The organism is Chryseobacterium shigense, from assembly GCF_900156575.1.
In the GTDB taxonomy this organism is placed as follows: Bacteria; Bacteroidota; Bacteroidia; order Flavobacteriales; family Weeksellaceae; genus Chryseobacterium; species Chryseobacterium shigense.
Window position 1 is genome coordinate 36992 of sequence record NZ_FTNY01000001.1, and the last position, 16201, is coordinate 53192.

Genomic DNA, 16201 nt, shown 5'->3' on the forward strand with positions numbered 1-16201 from the left:
GGAAATTTGAATCCAATAAGGTTATGAAAAGGACAAAAATACAAAGACACCACTATTTCAGATTAGTTTTGGTTTCCGTTTTAATCAGTATCTGTGCGTCCTTTTTGGGATATTCATTGAAGGTTATCACCGAGCATTTTCAAAAAATTATATTTCATTTCGCAGAAAATACCAGTTCTGTTTTCTTTATATTTCTTCCAACCATAGGAATTACAGCCATTTATTTTTTAAGAAAATACCTTTTCATGAACAGAAAAAATAAAGGCATCACTGAAATTTACAAAACCGTGGATCAAAGAAAAGACCACTTACCTCTGTTCAAAATTCCATCTCATTATTTTAATGGTTTTCTGACGGTGATTTTCGGAGGTTCTACTGGCATTGAGGTTTCTACCGTCGTTGCAACAGCAACTCTTGGAAATGCAGCCTATGAAAGACAGTTTTCTGCTAATATTTATAAATTGGAACTCATCTGTGCAGGCGTTGTCGCGGGGGTCGCTATTTTGTTTGGAAGTCCCATGGTAGGGTGGCTTTTTGCGATGGAAGTCATTGCCAGAAAATTCAATAAAACCCTTTTGATCAGTTGTACCACATCAGCACTTATTTCAGGGATTTTTCTTTATTTCCTTAAAAGCGAACCCTTACTCCCTTTTGAGATTACAGGTTGGAAATGGATGGCTGTTCCGTTTTTTGTAATTCTCAGTGCATTAGGAGGTGTTTTATCTGTTTATTTTACAGTGCTGGTCATTAAAATTAAAGACTTTTTTTCTGGGATCCCGAATAATTTTTTGAGAGTGAATCTTGGAGCTTTGCTTGTGGGAAGTATGATATTTTGCTTTCCATTTTTATATGGCGACAGCTATCATTCACTTTCTGAAATTCTGACGCATCCTCAAAGCTATTCATTTGCTTTTCTCATTTTGCTGATTTTTTTAAAACCTTTGGCTTCTTCATTAACCCTTGGAGCCGGGGGAGACGGTGGTGTTTTTGCCCCTAGTATTGTAGCAGGTGCTTTTCTGGGATTTACATTCGCTCTTTTCTGCAATACATTCTTTGAAACCTCCCTTATCTATCTGAATTTTGTTTTAGTAGGAGCCGCAGCTACCTTATCAGCCTCTATCTATGCTCCTTTTACAGCGCTTTTCCTGGTTTGCAATCTCGTTCCAAATGGCTATGTACTGTTTTTTCCGATCTTGATCGGCTGTTTCATTTCAAAATATTTAGCGAAAAAAATATTGCCGTATAATGTATACACGTATCATTTAAAAGATGAGGTAAAAGTACAGTAAGGGGAAGTTATCCTTTGTTTTCCGCAAAACAATCAATACAGTATCCGAATGGATCAATAGACATATCGAGGATGTCAGAAATGAACAAACTAAATACGTGTTCAGGCTTCTTTTTCATGTCCGACCATGATTTAAATTTTCATTTTTAAATCTAAATGTATGTTAAAGTCATAAAAAATAGTGTTTTTCAATAAATTAAGCGTATATTTGTAAAATAATCAGGCTTCTGCCGACGCTTCTTCTGAAACTTTTGAGTTAATCTCTTCTATCAGTCTTCGCTTTTTCAGCCGCTAAGTTTTGTTACCAATATAACAGGTGAAGTACCTTTTTTCCCACTTGAATAGTCTTCAGGTCTTTAAAAATAACAACATCATTTCTTGTTCACAAATCGATTTATTATTGTTTTGATGAGATCATCATTTCAGTAATGGCCACGGCCAAAAACAATTTATCAACGAATACAATAATTTTATAATACAATACAATGCAACAAGGAACAGTAAAATTCTTTAATGATGCCAAAGGTTTTGGTTTTATTACACCTTCAAATGGCGGTCAGGATATCTTCGTACATTCATCTGGTTTAAAAGATGATATACGTGAAAATGACACTGTAACATTCGATTTAGAAAACGGTAAAAAAGGCGTTAACGCAGTTAACGTACGCGTAGCATAAATTAAGAAGGAAAGTTAAAATCCTTCTCTCTATTAAAAGCAGCAGATAACATTACGCTTATCTGCTGCTTTTTTTTATATACTTGTATAATGAAACAGGTAAGTTTTGATCATTCATCCCAAACGCAATATAGAGCAAATATAAAATGAGAAAATTCATAGTATCAATGGTAATAGTCGCGTCGGGTTCCGGTGGATGTCAGCAAAAGCAGACAACCAATCCCGTTGTTAATCAGCTGGATAAGAATGTAGGCCAGAAGATGCTTGATATTTATAAGCAGGTGAAAACGTATGATCATCATCCAGTATATGAAGTAGAATTCAGTCAGGATGCCTGTGGCTATGAGATCCTGATCAATGATGTGCCCCTGCATCGTTATCTGCTACCCGGTAGTGCCAATGAGCAGCGTATTCAGATCAATGATCATCTGCTGAAGACTGGAAAGCAGGAGATGACGATACGTTTATTTCCGCCAATGCTTTCAGATGGAAGCTGGTCGCCCACTCTTGTTGATGCTTCTGCATTTAAAATTAAAGTGATTCATCATCAATCTAAGGATGCTTTGGAAGATTACAAACAGGTTTTTGAATTCAGCACCTCCAATCAGCCGGGAACAGAGAAATTCATGGCCAGCGGACAAAAATTTTTTGAATTTAAAGGCTTTTTTTATGCACAGATCCCTTATCAGCTGGAAGGCTGGCAAAATTCCGCAGACTTAAGGCAAGAAAATCAAGATCAATTATTGAAAGAGGCAGTGACAGCGTATAACAATTTCAGAAATGTGCTCATCAAAAAAGATGTGAATGCCTATGGAATACTCATGTATGATAAAGAAGTTGAAATAGCAAAAGCATATTACTGGAGTACACCTTTGGATTCTAAAGAACGATGGAACGAAATGAGAGATGCAGTCCTTGAAAAAAGAGAAATCCTACCCCTGAAAAATTTTAAAATGGTTCTCTATGCAGGCGGAAAAGTAGTAGCATTACAACCAACAGACGAGAGGTATAAAGATTATTTGTCAGCCATTCATGCTCAGACAGCGGATGAAGATATTCAGGTTTCTTTTCTGCTGCATAAAAAAGCAGGAAGCAATGAACTGACACCGATACGATAAGTCATATAAACAAAATAGCTGCATTTTTAATGCAGCTATTTTTATGAAAAGATTGATTTTTTAGTTACTTTTTGATCGGGATATGGACAAAAGATACACCAAATGCGCAAACATACTTCTTTTTACCGATTCTATTTTAATATCACCGGTGGCCTGATTAATAGTAGTCACAAGGTCTGCATTACACTGTCCTGAAAAACTGCCACTTCCCAAATAGTTAGCGGAATTGGCAGTAGGATAGGAGATTCTTGGATAGTCTGGAGCGACCTGCTCAGCAGCTGTTGCTCCTCCTACATATCCTTTATTATCGATGAAACGGGAGGCCCAGGTTCCTAAAAACTGTCCATTAATCGTATTGATCGTCTGTCCTACCACAATCTGAGTATCGATAGCCCGGGTAAAACCGGCGCAGGTACTGTAATGATTTACTTTAACCGTACAGGCGGAAGCATTGTCTGTTGGCTGAAAACATTGCCCTTCATAAACAGTCAGTCTTTGCTCGGCAGCAGAAGTGGAGGTATTCAGCAATGCCTTTGGAGAAAAGATTTCTTCGGGCGAGATCAACGTTAAAACTCCCTGCTGGTCTGCTGCCACAATTTTCCTCTCCGTATTAGCTAAAGCTCTGACTCTAACCAATCCGTTGACATCCAGAGTATGGGAAGGAGTAGTAGTATTAATCCCTACCTGGGATTTAATGCTGCTGAAAAAAATTACAGCAACAAAAAAAATAAGTCTTGTTTTCATGTTATTAATTGGGTTTTAGTGAGTTTTATATTTTTCACTAAATTAAGAAATATTTGTGATTGTGAAAGCAAATTTCATTTAATTTACAAATGATGTATTAAAAATAATTTATTTTGAAAAAAATAGATAAAATAAACACTTTATGGCAATACAGTGTCAATACTGTCATCTGTTCAATTTTTTGATATCCTATACGCTGATTCCTTGTTTCCATTTGGGAAATAATTGTATTTTAGCCAAAATATACTGTTAATTCATAAAAATATAAACAGCTGATTAAAATTCAGATAATCTGAATAAAAAAATCAGTAGATTTGCACGGAACAAGCCGGAAAAACAACAAACATTAACTCATATACCTATTTTAAGAATAGATATATAAATAGATAACAATAAATTTGATTAGGTTATAAAACTATTAGAAACTATGAAGAAACTTTTTTTACTTCTTTTAACAGCTTTTTTATTTATCGGATGCAGCTCTGATGATGACACTATTTATGATTATATAGGAACGTGGTCAGGAAAGTATACGGGAAGCGATGACGGAACCTGGAACCTTGTAGTATCCAGCGACGGAAAAGTAACCGGAACGATGCACTCTACGGTCAATGATGAAAATTATAATATTTCCGGAAACTTAACCGATACCGGAGATCTTACTGCTGTAATCGGGCTTCCTGATGACGGAGAATTCAAAGGAACCCTTTCAAGAGAGAAAAAAGGAAACGGAAACTGGTCAAACGCTGTTCCTACCCCCGCAAGATACGGGACCTGGACAGGAGACAAGAAATAAAACAGAAAGCCTGCAGATCAATCTGCAGGCTTTTTTTATCTAAACAAATCCCATATGGGTAATTTCTCCTTTATTCCAGATCACCAAAAAGTAGAGTAGGAGGTGGGTCCCTGAAAATTGTTTTTTAAAATGAATTTTTTTCCCTTGCTCTGCCAACAGCCGCTCTTCAAAATATTCACTTGAATAATGTTCAAGATTAGGTTGTATGGTTGTGATTACGACTTCATCATTTACCGAAAGCTTGTCCATCACATTCAGAATCAAATTTTCATTCTCTTCCGAAACAAAGATCTCCGGATCAATATTCTCTTTTTCTCCAAACCTGAATGCTCTAAGCAACCTTAAACCTTCTGGAGTGGTAAGTCCTTTTTGTACACATCTTTTTCCTCTTTCTGAAATGACGTCAAGATCTTTGATGACCGTCATCAGTTTTGCAAATTTCTGATAGAGCAGCGGGTCGCCAGCCAACTTAGTATACCTTTCAACACAGCTCCGTATGGTTTTTCCTGCTTTGGAACAGTGCCCGAATTCGGAACTGTTTTGTCTTACTTTCTCATAGGAAGCATTTTTTTTGAACGCCGTTTTATTAAATCCGCTTTTTTTCCGAACCACATTTTTTCCGTTCAGGCTGTAAAAAACCAGATCACCTACGCTTCCGTTGATTTTGATTACACTTTCATACGTTGCCATATCGTAAAATTGAATTCAAATATACTAATAAATATAGAAATTTAATATTTTAACATATATTTATCATATAGTTGTAGTATAGTTATCATATAATTTAAATATAAAATGTATATTTGTGTGTAATTAGTTACTTCATTTAAAATCAGATGACTATGATACCGGGATTATTTGAAAAAAACTTAAGAATAAAGCAGCTTTCGGTTCTGCTGATCGCCTCTGTGATCACCGTCTCCTGCGGATCATCAAAAAATGTATCCTCTAAAAAAAATACAGGCAGTAAAACAGTGGTAAAAGCTGAAAATCTCCGAAAACTGGATTCTAAATTTGATGGTAAAATTTCTAGATCCGTCAGTGATATTCTGAAAGATGCTGAAAAGTATATCGGAGCACCTTATAAATTTGGTGGAAATACCTCTTCTGGTTTTGACTGTTCCGGATTCACAGTAAAAGTTTTTGAAGAAAACGAATTTTCACTGCCCCGCAGATCTGCAGATCAGGCCGATGCAGGTCAGAAGATTGACATCAAAGAAGTGAAGCCCGGAGATTTGTTATTTTTTGCCACAGCAGGAGGAAGCAGAGTTTCTCACGTAGGTATCGTTCATGATATCGGAGCCGACGGAGAAGTGAAATTTATCCATGCTTCCACTTCAAAAGGAGTGATAATTTCTTCATTAAACGAAAAATACTGGAACAAAGCTTATCTCCACGCTCAGAGAGTTTTATAAGCCATTACCTAAACTGATCATTGAAGTGGATAACCGGACCTTTGCTTTCATTAAAACAGATAAAAAACTGGTGAAAATTTTCTTTAAAGACATTATCGTGATCAAAGGTTTAGGGAATTATGTGGAAATCAATACTACATTCAACAAAAAATACATTTACTACAAAGCCCTCAAAGATTTAATTGAAAGCCTTCCTGAAGAATTCATGAGAGTCCACCATTCTTACATCGTCAATTTAACCAATATCGAATATTTTGAAGACAACCAGCTTGTCTGCGAGGATCATAAAATTGCCGTGGCGAAAAGTTATAAAGAATGCCTCACTACGGCCCTCAATACAATGATGCTCTGAAAATTCAACATCAGAAAACAATCATCCTGAATAATATTTCCTTTATACGATATAATAAATTCGCTAAATTCTTGCATTCATTTTAGATTCGTAAAAAAAAGAACAATGAACAAAGACTTAGCATTGGATTACATCAACCGCCATAATATTATTGAAATAAAGGCAGGACAGCAACGAACCACTTTCCTTGAAATCTGGATGGTTACCGTTAATGACAGAATTTTTGCCAGATCATGGGGACTGGCAGAAAAAAGCTGGTACTCTACTTTTTTAGAAAATATCCAGGGCCAGATCAAATGTGGAAAGCAGATATTCAATATAAAAGCTCTTGTTCCTGACGACCTTAAAGAACTTACGCCTGACATCAATATTGCTTATTTAACAAAATATAATACAGGTTCAAATCTTCAGTATTCACAAGGAATCATTCAGCCAAAACACGCTCAAAAGACTTTAGAATTCATTATTTACGAATAATACTTAAAAAGTAAACAGGAAATTATTCCCATTGAGCGCTCTTTACAGAACTTGTATACTAAAACAATCTTTTGTACTTTTGACCTTCAAAACTGTGGAAAGCCGCAGAGATAATGTATACTAAAATCAAACAAGAGACATGTCGTTACAACAAACTATTGAAAACATTTGGGATAATAGAGATTTATTACAGAACGAAGACAGCAAGAAGGCGATAAGAGAGGTTATTTCTTTATTGGATTCAGGAGAACTTCGTGTGGCTGAGCCTACGGACAATGGATGGCAGGTAAATGAATGGGTAAAGAAAGCCGTAGTAATGTATTTCCCAATCCAGAAGATGGAAACTATTGAAGTAGGTCCGTTTGAATTTCATGACAAAATTCCTTTGAAGAAAAATTATGCTGAAAAAGGAGTAAGAGTTGTACCGCATGCGATTGCAAGAGAAGGATCTTTCGTCGCTTCAGGAGTTATTTTAATGCCTTCTTATGTGAATATCGGAGCTTATGTAGATTCAGGAACCATGGTGGATACCTGGGCTACTGTAGGAAGCTGTGCACAGATCGGTAAAAATGTTCACCTGAGTGGTGGTGTTGGGATCGGTGGAGTATTAGAGCCTTTACAGGCAGCTCCGGTGATTATTGAAGACGACTGTTTCATCGGTTCAAGATGTATCGTGGTAGAAGGGGTTCACGTAGAAAGAGAAGCTGTATTGGGTGCGAATGTAGTATTGACTGCCTCCACCAAAATCATTGACGTCACAGGTGATCAGCCTGTTGAGATCAAAGGAAGAGTTCCTGCCCGTTCAGTAGTAATTCCGGGAAGTTATACAAAACAGTATCCTGCCGGAGAATATCAGGTTCCTTGTGCATTGATCATTGGTCAGAGAAAAGAATCAACAGATAAAAAAACATCACTTAATGATGCTTTAAGAGAGAATAATGTAGCCGTATAAGTTATATTTTCTCTAAATTTTAAAGATTCACTTTTAAAATTTATACAATAAACCCTGAATAGTCATTTAGGGTTTATTTTATTTATACCTTTAAACCGTTAACAAAGCTTATTAAAAACATTGATATGAAGATTGCCTTCGATGCAAAACGTTTTTTTCATAATACGTCCGGATTGGGCAATTATTCAAGAGACCTGGTCAGAATTCTTTCTCAGTACTATCCTGAAAACGAATACCTGCTGCTGAACAAAAACAGTTCAGAAAGAGGAAAAGAAATTCTTGAGAAACCGGATGTGCGCTTTGTGGAAACCTCCAAAGGAAAACTCTCCCGACAGTTTAAAATGGGGAAAGATGCCCAAAAAGAAGGCGCTGAAATCTTCCATGGACTCTCAGGTGAATTGCCTTTGAAATGGGGCAAAGAACCCATCAGAAAAATAGTAACGATCCATGATCTGATTTTCATGAGATACCCTCAGTATTATTCTTTTTTTGACCGTAAAATCCATCTGTGGAAATTTAAAAAAGCCGCCGTTTCGGCAGATGCCATCATCGCGATTTCAGAACAGACCAAAAGGGATATAATCACCTATCTGAAAGTTCCTGAATCGAAAATTCAGGTTATTTATCAGGGATGCCATAAAGCTTTTAAAGAACAGCAATCTGACGAATCTATTCAAACGGTAAAAGAAAAATTCAATCTTCCCGGTCGTTACATTCTGAACGTAGGAACCATCGAAGAACGCAAAAATCTCTTAAGCATCGTTAAAGGCATTAATGGAACAGAAATTCCGTTAGTTGTAGTCGGGAAAAAGACCAGCTACTATAAAAAAGTAGAAGCTTTCATCAGAAAAAACAAGATGGAGAAACAGGTGATCTTCCTGGAAGGAGTTTCTATGGATGAACTGGCGGTGATCTATAAACTGGCCGATATTTTTGTTTATCCCAGCTTCTTCGAAGGCTTCGGAATTCCAGTTATAGAAGCACTTTTCTCAAAAACGGTAACGATTACCAGCAATACAAGCTGCCTGCCGGAAGCAGGAGGGGAAGACTCCGTTTACATCGATCCCGGAAATGATCTTGACCTGGGCGCCAAGATAAAATTTCTTTGGGAGTATGAATCCGAGAGGAAACGTCGTGCAGAAAAGAGTTTCGCGTTTGTTCAGAAATTTAATGATGAGCCTATAGCCACTCAGTTGATGCAACTTTACAAAAAAAATCTGTAAAAAAACTTTGCAGTTTAAAAATAAGTCCTACATTTGTACCACAATTTAAAACAATGAAACTTAATTTTTTAACACTTCATCATTATCATCATCATCTCTGCTAAGACGGAATTGATTGATATAAACATGTGTTAAAATCAAAAATAATTAAAACCGTCTGAGTAAACAGACGGTTTTTTTGTTTCCCGAATTCTTCCCGGAAATATCCAACAAATCAGTTTTTATTTACTCAGACCTCAAAACAATACAATGAGTAAATTAAAAATTGCGATCCAGAAAAGCGGCCGTCTTTACGAAGAATCCCTACAGCTCCTCAAAGACTGCGGTATTTTCGTCAACAACGGAAAAGACCAGCTGAAGGTTTCCGTAGACAACTTTCCAATGGAGATCATGTATCTCAGAAATTCAGACATTCCCCAATACCTTGAAGATGGAGTGGTAGACGTTGCCATCGTTGGCGAAAACCTATTAGCCGAAAAACAGAAAAATATCCAGATCGTTGAGAAACTTGGATTTTCAAAATGCAGGGTTTCCCTGGCCGTTCCCAAAGAAGTGGAAACTGATGACCTGTCGTACTTTCAAGGCAGAAAAATAGCCACTTCCTATCCCAATACCCTTAAAAATTTCCTCGACAAAAGCGGAATCCAGTCCGATATCCACATCATTTCCGGCTCCGTTGAAATAGCTCCCAATATCGGTTTGGCAGATGGCATCTGTGATATCGTAAGCTCCGGAAGCACCTTATTTAAAAACGGATTGCGGGAAACCATTACGATTTTGAAATCAGAAGCCGTTTTAGCAAAAACTTCAGTGCTTAATGCTGAAAAGGAATCCATTCTTAATAAATTTTTGTTCCGGATTCAGTCTGTTCTGAGAGCGAAAAACTCAAAATACATCCTGATGAATGTGCCCGATGAAAAGATTAAAGATATTGCTTCCGTTCTTCCCGTTTTGAAAAGCCCTACGGTCATTCCTTTAGCAGAAAAAGGATGGAGCAGCATTCATTCTGTAATTGATGAAGAACGATTTTGGGATGTCATCGACGAACTGAAAGAAAACGGAGCCCAGGATATACTCATTATTCCAATCGATAAAATGGTTATTTAATTATGAAAATATACAGATTTCCAGAAAAAGAAACATGGGCAGACCTTGTTAAACGGCCCGTTTTTGAACGTGAAGAAATGTCAGGACTGATGAAAGAAATATTTGAAGCTGTAGAAAAAGATGGTGACCAAGCTCTTATTCAGTTTAATGAAAAATTTGATAAAGCTATAACTCCACAAATTGTAGTTTCAGAAGCTGAAATAAAAAAAGCCGAAGATGAAATCCCGGATGCATTAAAGAAAGCCATCAGGCAGGCAAAAGAAAATATTTTAAAATTTCATGCTGCCCAAATCATTGAACCGGAGAAAATTGAAACAGCAAAAGGAGTAATATGCTGGAGAGAAAACAGAGCCGTAGAAAAGGTTGGAATCTACATTCCCGGTGGTACCGCACCTTTGTTTTCAACAGTTCTCATGCTTGCGGTACCTGCCAATTTAGCAGGCTGTAAGGAGATTGTTCTCTGTACACCACCTGATCGTAACGGAAATATTAATCCTGCTATTCTGTTCACGGCAAAACTCTGCGGGATCACTAAAATATTCAAAACCGGTGGCGCACAGGCGATTGCAGCAATGACTTTAGGGACTGCAAGTGTTCCCAGGGTCTATAAAATTTTTGGACCGGGAAACCAGTTTGTTGTGGCGGCAAAAGAATATGCACAGCGTTACGGTGTAGCTATTGATATGCCTGCAGGACCCAGCGAAGTTCTTGTTATTGCAGACCATAAGGCGGTCCCTGAATTCTGTGCGGCAGATCTTCTCTCTCAGGCAGAACACGGAAGTGACAGCCAGGTGGTTTTTATTACCACAGATCTCACCGTTTTCACCGAAACCATGGACGAAGTAGAGAAACAGGTAAGCAGGCTTCCAAGAAATGAGATGGCCCGGAAAGCACTGGATCACAGTCTTTTTATAGTGACAAAAAATATCGAGGATGCTTTGGAGTTCAGCAATCTTTATGCTCCGGAACACCTTATTATGGCAGTGGAAAATTTTGAGCAATCTATTCCTCTGATTGAAAATGCAGGATCTGTATTTCTTGGGAACTATTCCTGTGAAAGTGCGGGAGATTATGCCAGCGGAACCAATCATACACTGCCTACCAATGCGTATGCAAAGAACTACAGTGGAGTTTCGCTGGACAGTTTTCTCAAGAAAATTACATTCCAGCATCTTTCCAGAGAAGGTCTTAAAAACATAGGGAAAACAATAGAAATCATGGCAGAGGCCGAAGGTCTTATTGCCCACAAAAATGCAGTATCGATCAGATTAAAATAATACAATGAAAGAATTCAATATCAATAGTTTCGTAAGAGAGAATATCCTAAAATTACAGCCTTATATCAGTTTCAGGGACCACAATGAATTTAATGCTCCGGTATTGCTGGATGCCAACGAATGCCCGTTCGGGGAATTCAACAGGTATCCGGATTCGTCTCAGAAAAAGCTTAAAAATAAATTAGCTGACCTTAAAGGTCTGTCTTCAACTCAAATTGCAATAGGAAACGGCAGCGATGAGCTGATCGATCTAATCATTAAAATCTTCTGCGAGCCTAAAAAAGATGCTATTCTGATGATGAATCCTTCTTTTGCGATGTATGGCTTTTATGCGGCCGTCAATGAAAATGGAGTGGTAAAACTGAATCTGGACGAGAATTTTGAAATTGTCAAAGACGGTTTTCTAAAGATCACTCAGGAAAAGGACCTTAAGATCTTCTTTCTTTGTTCCCCCAATAATCCAACCGGAAACAGTGTAGAGGACATCGAATTTTTTATTCAGAATTTTGATGGGATTGTTGTCATTGATGAAGCGTACATCGAATTTTCAGAAAACAGATCAGGAATTGAGTTGCTGGATCAGTATCCTAACGTCATTGTCCTTCAAACCTTTTCAAAAGCCTGGGGAACGGCGGGAGCAAGAGTGGGAACAGCGTATGCTTCCGAAGAAATCATCCGTTTTATCAATACCGTAAAAGCACCTTATAATGTGAATTCCCTGAGCCAGGAACTGATTCTAAATTTATTGGATGATGAAAATAAGCTTAATGATAATGTTGCAAAGGTTTTAAGCGAAAGAGAATGGCTCAAAGAAGAGTTTAAAAGGATAGACTGTATTGAAAAGGTATTTCCTACGGATGCCAATTTCTTCCTGATCAAAATGAAAGACGGGGCAAAAGTGTACCAGACCATGCTTGATGAAGAAGTTTTAACCAGCCAAAGAGCACCTGCGATACAGAATTGTATCAGAATCAATGTAGGGACCCGTGAAGAAAATGAAAAATTAGTGAATGTATTAAAAACCGTAAAATGATGAAAAAAGTATTATTCATAGACCGTGACGGAACACTTATCGTAGAACCGCCTGTAGACTTTCAGGTAGATTCATTGGAAAAACTGGAATTTTATCCCGGAGTTTTTCAGAACCTTTCCAAAATTGTCAGAGAGATGGATTACGAACTGGTGATGGTAACCAATCAGGACGGTTTGGGAACGGAAAGTTTCCCCTTTGAAGATTTTATCAAACCTCAGGAAAAAATGTTGAAGACCTTCGAAAATGAAGGAATTATTTTCAGCGATATTCTGATCGATAAAAGTTTTGAACATGAAAACCTTCCTACCAGAAAACCGGGAACAGGAATGCTTTCTAAATACCTATACGGCAACTATGATCTTGAAAACTCCTATGTCATCGGAGATCGGGGTACTGATGTGCAACTTGCTAAAAACATGGGAACTCAATCTGTTTTTCTCAATGAAAACTTTAATGAGGAGGCGACCCTTAGTACCACCAGCTGGAACGGTATTTATTCATTCTTAAAACAGGAATCCAGAAAAGCTAAAGTCTACAGAAAAACCAATGAAACCGAAATTGATATTGAGATAGACCTTAACGGAAACGGTTCCTCCGAAATCTCAACGGGTCTTCATTTTTTTGATCATATGCTGGAGCAGATCTCAAAGCACGGAAATTTAAATTTAAAAATCAAAGTAAACGGAGATCTTCAGGTTGATGAGCACCACACAATTGAAGATACGGGAATCGCTTTGGGTGAAGCATTTTTAAAAGCCTTGGGAAATAAAAAGGGAATTGAAAGATATGGTTTTCTGCTTCCTATGGACGACTGTCTGGCCCAGGCCGCGATCGACTTCGGAGGAAGACCCTGGCTGGTTTGGGATGTAGATTTTAAAAGAGAAAAAATAGGGGATGTTCCTACGGAAATGTTTATTCATTTCTTCAAGTCATTCACCGATTCTTCCAGATCCAATCTGAATATCAAAGCGGAAGGGAGTAATGAACACCACAAAATAGAAGCGGTCTTCAAAGCATTCGCAAAAGCAGTTAAAATAGCGGTGAATCAGTCGGATAGCAATTATAATTTACCATCAACCAAAGGAAGTTTATAACATGATCGCATTAATCAAATACAACGGAGGAAACGTGAGTTCGGTTCAAAATGCATTGGCCCGCCTTAACATTGAGTCCATCGTTACAGACGATCCGGAGCTGATTCTGAAGGCCGATAAAGTTATTTTCCCGGGAGTAGGAGAAGCCTCTTCAACGATGAAGGTTTTAAAAGACAAAGGTCTTGATCTGCTGATTCCTGCTTTGAAGCAGCCTGTTTTAGGTATTTGCCTTGGTATGCAGCTGATGTGCGGTAATAATGAAGAAGGAGAGGTTAGAGGAATGGGAATTTTTGATGTTGATGTTAAAAGATTTCCGCCTGAAGATCTGGTTCCCCACATGGGCTGGAATACGATTTCGGAGCTTAAAAGCCCATTATTTTCAGGTATTGAAAACAATACTGATGTTTATTTTGTTCACAGTTATTATTGTGGTCTGGCAGAGGCAACAATTGCGAAATGTGATTATATTCTGCCGTTCAGTGCTTCGCTTCAGAAAGATAATTTCTTTGCCGTACAGTTTCATCCGGAAAAATCCGGAGTGGCAGGTAGTAGAATATTAAACAACTTTATTAAATTATAAACGATGAAAATTATTCCAGCGATTGATATTATTGACGGAAAATGTGTCCGCCTTTCAAAAGGAGATTATGCCACAAAAAAAATATACAGTGAGAATCCGGTAGATATTGCCAAGGAATTTGAAAGCTACGGAATTCAGTTTCTTCACCTTGTAGATCTCGACGGTGCGCGTTCTAAACATATTATGAACCAGAAGGTCCTGGAGGATATTTCCAGGGAAACATCGCTTCATATTGATTTTGGAGGCGGATTAAAAACGGGTAATGATATAGAAACCGCCTTTAGCTCCGGGGCAAAACAAATCACGCTTGGCAGTATCGCTGTTCAGGATCAGGAATTCTGTTTAGATATGATCATGAAATATGGCAGCGAAAAGATTATTCTGGGAGCAGATTGTGAAAACAGAAAAATAAAAACTTCCGGGTGGCAGGAAGAAAGCAGTTTAGATATTATTGATTTTCTTTTGGATTATCAGAACAAAGGAATCATTCAGACCATATGCACAGATATTTCAAAAGATGGAATGCTGGAAGGTCCTTCCAAAGATTTGTACAAAGAGATCCTGGATAAAACATCTTTAAAACTTACCGCCAGCGGTGGTATTTCCTGTATAGAAGACGTGGAGAGGATGAAAGAGATCGGATGTTCGGGAACGATCATAGGAAAGGCGATTTACGAGGGAAAAATAGAATTACAACAACTTCAGGAATTTATTGAGAATGCTTAAAAAAAGAATTATTCCGTGTCTGGATATCAAAGACGGGACAACGGTGAAAGGCGTCAATTTTGAAGGTTTACGGAATGCCGGGGACCCTATAGAGCTTGCCGTAAAATATGAGCAGGAAGGAGCTGATGAGCTTGTTTTTCTGGATATTACAGCCACATTGGAAGACCGGAAAACATTTGTAGGTTTGGTGAAGGATATTGCAAGAAACCTTAGTATTCCTTTTACGGTAGGCGGAGGAATTTCGTCTTCAGAAGATGTGAGAAAACTTCTGGATGCCGGAGCAGATAAAATCAGTATCAATTCTTCTGCGGTCAAAAATCCACAATTAATCCACGAACTTTCGAAAGAGTTTGGAAGTCAGTGTATCGTTGTGGCCATAGACACGCGATTTACTGATGGGTCAGATCTGGTATATGTGAGAGGAGGAAAGGTAGCCACCAGCTTAAATACGGTAGAGTGGGCGAAAGAAGTGGTATCTTTAGGTGCCGGTGAAATTCTCCTTACCTCCATGGATGGCGACGGAACAAAAAATGGATTTGATATCCGAATTACGAAACTGGTTTCAGAGGCAGTCAGTATTCCGGTGATTGCTTCCGGAGGAGCAGGCAGTGCAGATGACTTTGTTCAAGTGTTTCATGAGACCAAAGCTACCGGTGCATTGGCAGCCAGTATTTTCCATTTTAATGAAGTGCCGATTCAAAAATTAAAGCAACAATTGAAAACTCAAAAAATATCCATACGATGACAATAGATTTTGAAAAAAGCAACGGACTGGTTCCGGTAATCATTCAGGACAGCAGAACACAGCAGGTACTGATGCTGGGTTACATGAATGAAGAGGCATTAGAAAAAACAGAAAAAGAAGGTATTGTCACCTTTTTCAGCCGTTCCAAAAACCGACTCTGGACCAAAGGAGAAGAATCCGGCAATTTCCTTACCGTAAAAAAAATAAGCATCGATTGTGATCAGGATACTATTTTAATTCAGGCAGTGCCTAAGAATACGGTCTGCCACACCGGAAGTTTCAGCTGTTTTGGTGAAAAAGATACCAAAGGATTCCTATATGAACTGGAAGCTAAAATAGCTGATAGAATTGATCGCAAGACCGAAGGGTCTTATACGTATTCCCTTTATCAGAGAGGAATCAATAAAATGGCTCAAAAGGTAGGTGAGGAGGCCGTAGAATTGGTCATTGAAGCGAAAGACAGCAACGACGATCTTTTTAAAAATGAGGCTGCTGATTTGCTCTATCACTTTTTGATTTTGCTTAAAGCGAAAGGATTTTCTATGCAAGATATAGAAGAAATCCTGTGCAGTAGAGATCAATAAAGAAGATGATTACC

Annotated in this window: 19 protein-coding genes; 17 read left to right on the top strand and 2 right to left on the bottom strand. The window is 38.0% G+C overall.

Annotated features, from left to right (window positions below; all coding sequences use genetic code 11):
* The first annotated feature begins 23 nt into the window (after positions 1–23).
* The 3 genes from BW964_RS00185 to BW964_RS00195 all read left to right on the top strand — a co-directional run bounded on the left by BW964_RS00185 (position 24) and on the right by BW964_RS00195 (position 3082).
* A complete protein-coding gene (locus BW964_RS00185) occupies positions 24–1289 on the top strand; it encodes a chloride channel protein (protein ID WP_076503787.1) in 1266 nt (421 codons plus the stop codon).
* 484 nt (positions 1290–1773) lie between these two features.
* Positions 1774–1965, top strand: coding sequence for a cold-shock protein (locus BW964_RS00190; protein ID WP_073330934.1), 192 nt, complete (start codon positions 1774–1776; stop codon positions 1963–1965).
* A 145-nt stretch (positions 1966–2110) separates the two neighbouring features.
* Positions 2111–3082 carry a hypothetical protein gene (locus BW964_RS00195; protein ID WP_076503788.1) on the top strand — a complete coding sequence of 324 codons (972 nt, stop codon included), beginning with the start codon at positions 2111–2113 and terminating at the stop codon, positions 3080–3082.
* Positions 3083–3142: 60 nt separating this feature from the next.
* Here BW964_RS00195 and BW964_RS00200 read toward each other — a convergent pair whose 3' ends face one another.
* On the bottom strand, positions 3143–3826 hold the full coding sequence (locus BW964_RS00200) for a hypothetical protein (protein WP_076503789.1): 684 nt from the start codon (positions 3824–3826) through the stop codon (positions 3143–3145).
* Positions 3827–4253: 427 nt separating this feature from the next.
* On the opposite strand from BW964_RS00200, the gene BW964_RS00205 reads away from it, so the two are divergent.
* Positions 4254–4622 (top strand): hypothetical protein, encoded by a 369-nt coding sequence (locus BW964_RS00205; RefSeq protein ID WP_076503791.1) that lies wholly within the window; start codon positions 4254–4256, stop codon positions 4620–4622.
* A gap of 39 nt (positions 4623–4661) precedes the next feature.
* Here BW964_RS00205 and BW964_RS00210 read toward each other — a convergent pair whose 3' ends face one another.
* Positions 4662–5312, bottom strand: a complete 651-nt coding sequence (locus tag BW964_RS00210; protein ID WP_076503792.1) for a hypothetical protein — start codon at positions 5310–5312, stop codon at positions 4662–4664.
* Positions 5313–5464: 152 nt separating this feature from the next.
* Here BW964_RS00210 and BW964_RS00215 point away from each other — a divergent pair, with 152 nt between their 5' ends.
* The 13 genes from BW964_RS00215 to hisIE all read left to right on the top strand — a co-directional run bounded on the left by BW964_RS00215 (position 5465) and on the right by hisIE (position 16187).
* Positions 5465–6037 (top strand): C40 family peptidase, encoded by a 573-nt coding sequence (locus BW964_RS00215; RefSeq protein WP_104669462.1) that lies wholly within the window; start codon positions 5465–5467, stop codon positions 6035–6037.
* Positions 6038–6062: 25 nt separating this feature from the next.
* A complete protein-coding gene (locus BW964_RS00220) occupies positions 6063–6389 on the top strand; it encodes a LytR/AlgR family response regulator transcription factor (RefSeq protein ID WP_076503794.1) in 327 nt (108 codons plus the stop codon).
* A 105-nt stretch (positions 6390–6494) separates the two neighbouring features.
* A complete protein-coding gene (locus BW964_RS00225) occupies positions 6495–6866 on the top strand; it encodes a DUF2255 family protein (RefSeq protein ID WP_076503795.1) in 372 nt (123 codons plus the stop codon).
* Between the two features lie 139 nt (positions 6867–7005).
* Positions 7006–7818: a 2,3,4,5-tetrahydropyridine-2,6-dicarboxylate N-succinyltransferase gene (locus BW964_RS00230; protein WP_076503797.1), complete on the top strand. Its 813-nt coding sequence runs from the start codon at positions 7006–7008 to the stop codon at positions 7816–7818.
* Between the two features lie 125 nt (positions 7819–7943).
* On the top strand, positions 7944–9041 hold the full coding sequence (locus tag BW964_RS00235; protein ID WP_076503798.1) for a glycosyltransferase family 4 protein: 1098 nt from the start codon (positions 7944–7946) through the stop codon (positions 9039–9041).
* Between the two features lie 249 nt (positions 9042–9290).
* A complete protein-coding gene (gene hisG, locus BW964_RS00240; protein ID WP_076503799.1) occupies positions 9291–10148 on the top strand; it encodes an ATP phosphoribosyltransferase in 858 nt (285 codons plus the stop codon).
* A 2-nt stretch (positions 10149–10150) separates the two neighbouring features.
* Positions 10151–11425: a histidinol dehydrogenase gene (gene hisD, locus BW964_RS00245; protein ID WP_076503800.1), complete on the top strand. Its 1275-nt coding sequence runs from the start codon at positions 10151–10153 to the stop codon at positions 11423–11425.
* A gap of 4 nt (positions 11426–11429) precedes the next feature.
* Positions 11430–12458 carry a histidinol-phosphate transaminase gene (gene hisC, locus BW964_RS00250; RefSeq protein ID WP_076503801.1) on the top strand — a complete coding sequence of 343 codons (1029 nt, stop codon included), beginning with the start codon at positions 11430–11432 and terminating at the stop codon, positions 12456–12458.
* Positions 12458–13552, top strand: a complete 1095-nt coding sequence (gene hisB / locus BW964_RS00255) for a bifunctional histidinol-phosphatase/imidazoleglycerol-phosphate dehydratase HisB (protein ID WP_076505348.1) — start codon at positions 12458–12460, stop codon at positions 13550–13552. The genes hisC and hisB overlap by 1 nt, the downstream gene beginning before the upstream one ends.
* Position 13553: 1 nt before the next feature.
* Complete coding sequence (gene hisH / locus BW964_RS00260; RefSeq protein WP_076503802.1) at positions 13554–14132, top strand: imidazole glycerol phosphate synthase subunit HisH; 579 nt, start codon at positions 13554–13556, stop codon at positions 14130–14132.
* Positions 14133–14135: 3 nt separating this feature from the next.
* On the top strand, positions 14136–14858 hold the full coding sequence (gene hisA / locus BW964_RS00265) for a 1-(5-phosphoribosyl)-5-[(5-phosphoribosylamino)methylideneamino]imidazole-4-carboxamide isomerase (protein ID WP_076503804.1): 723 nt from the start codon (positions 14136–14138) through the stop codon (positions 14856–14858).
* A complete protein-coding gene (hisF, locus tag BW964_RS00270; protein ID WP_076503805.1) occupies positions 14851–15603 on the top strand; it encodes an imidazole glycerol phosphate synthase subunit HisF in 753 nt (250 codons plus the stop codon). The genes hisA and hisF overlap by 8 nt, the downstream gene beginning before the upstream one ends.
* Complete coding sequence (hisIE, locus tag BW964_RS00275; protein ID WP_076503807.1) at positions 15600–16187, top strand: bifunctional phosphoribosyl-AMP cyclohydrolase/phosphoribosyl-ATP diphosphatase HisIE; 588 nt, start codon at positions 15600–15602, stop codon at positions 16185–16187. The genes hisF and hisIE overlap by 4 nt, the downstream gene beginning before the upstream one ends.
* Positions 16188–16201 lie beyond the last annotated feature (14 nt).

Bases quoted from the DNA above. Each gene is read 5' to 3' on its own strand.
- hisC (WP_076503801.1), top strand. From the start codon at position 11,430: ATGAAAGAATTCAATATCAATAGTTTCGTAAGAGAGAATATCCTAAAA.
- BW964_RS00205 (WP_076503791.1), top strand. From the start codon at position 4,254: ATGAAGAAACTTTTTTTACTTCTTTTAACAGCTTTTTTATTTATCGGA.
- BW964_RS00215 (WP_104669462.1), top strand. From the start codon at position 5,465: ATGATACCGGGATTATTTGAAAAAAACTTAAGAATAAAGCAGCTTTCG.
- BW964_RS00190 (WP_073330934.1), top strand. From the start codon at position 1,774: ATGCAACAAGGAACAGTAAAATTCTTTAATGATGCCAAAGGTTTTGGT.
- BW964_RS00185 (WP_076503787.1), top strand. From the start codon at position 24: ATGAAAAGGACAAAAATACAAAGACACCACTATTTCAGATTAGTTTTG.
- hisH (WP_076503802.1), top strand. From the start codon at position 13,554: ATGATCGCATTAATCAAATACAACGGAGGAAACGTGAGTTCGGTTCAA.
- BW964_RS00195 (WP_076503788.1), top strand. From the start codon at position 2,111: ATGAGAAAATTCATAGTATCAATGGTAATAGTCGCGTCGGGTTCCGGT.
- BW964_RS00225 (WP_076503795.1), top strand. From the start codon at position 6,495: ATGAACAAAGACTTAGCATTGGATTACATCAACCGCCATAATATTATT.
- BW964_RS00210 (WP_076503792.1), bottom strand. From the start codon at position 5,312: ATGGCAACGTATGAAAGTGTAATCAAAATCAACGGAAGCGTAGGTGAT.
- hisB (WP_076505348.1), top strand. From the start codon at position 12,458: ATGAAAAAAGTATTATTCATAGACCGTGACGGAACACTTATCGTAGAA.
- hisA (WP_076503804.1), top strand. From the start codon at position 14,136: ATGAAAATTATTCCAGCGATTGATATTATTGACGGAAAATGTGTCCGC.
- hisIE (WP_076503807.1), top strand. From the start codon at position 15,600: ATGACAATAGATTTTGAAAAAAGCAACGGACTGGTTCCGGTAATCATT.
- BW964_RS00230 (WP_076503797.1), top strand. From the start codon at position 7,006: ATGTCGTTACAACAAACTATTGAAAACATTTGGGATAATAGAGATTTA.
- hisG (WP_076503799.1), top strand. From the start codon at position 9,291: ATGAGTAAATTAAAAATTGCGATCCAGAAAAGCGGCCGTCTTTACGAA.
- hisD (WP_076503800.1), top strand. From the start codon at position 10,151: ATGAAAATATACAGATTTCCAGAAAAAGAAACATGGGCAGACCTTGTT.
- hisF (WP_076503805.1), top strand. From the start codon at position 14,851: ATGCTTAAAAAAAGAATTATTCCGTGTCTGGATATCAAAGACGGGACA.
- BW964_RS00235 (WP_076503798.1), top strand. From the start codon at position 7,944: ATGAAGATTGCCTTCGATGCAAAACGTTTTTTTCATAATACGTCCGGA.
- BW964_RS00200 (WP_076503789.1), bottom strand. From the start codon at position 3,826: ATGAAAACAAGACTTATTTTTTTTGTTGCTGTAATTTTTTTCAGCAGC.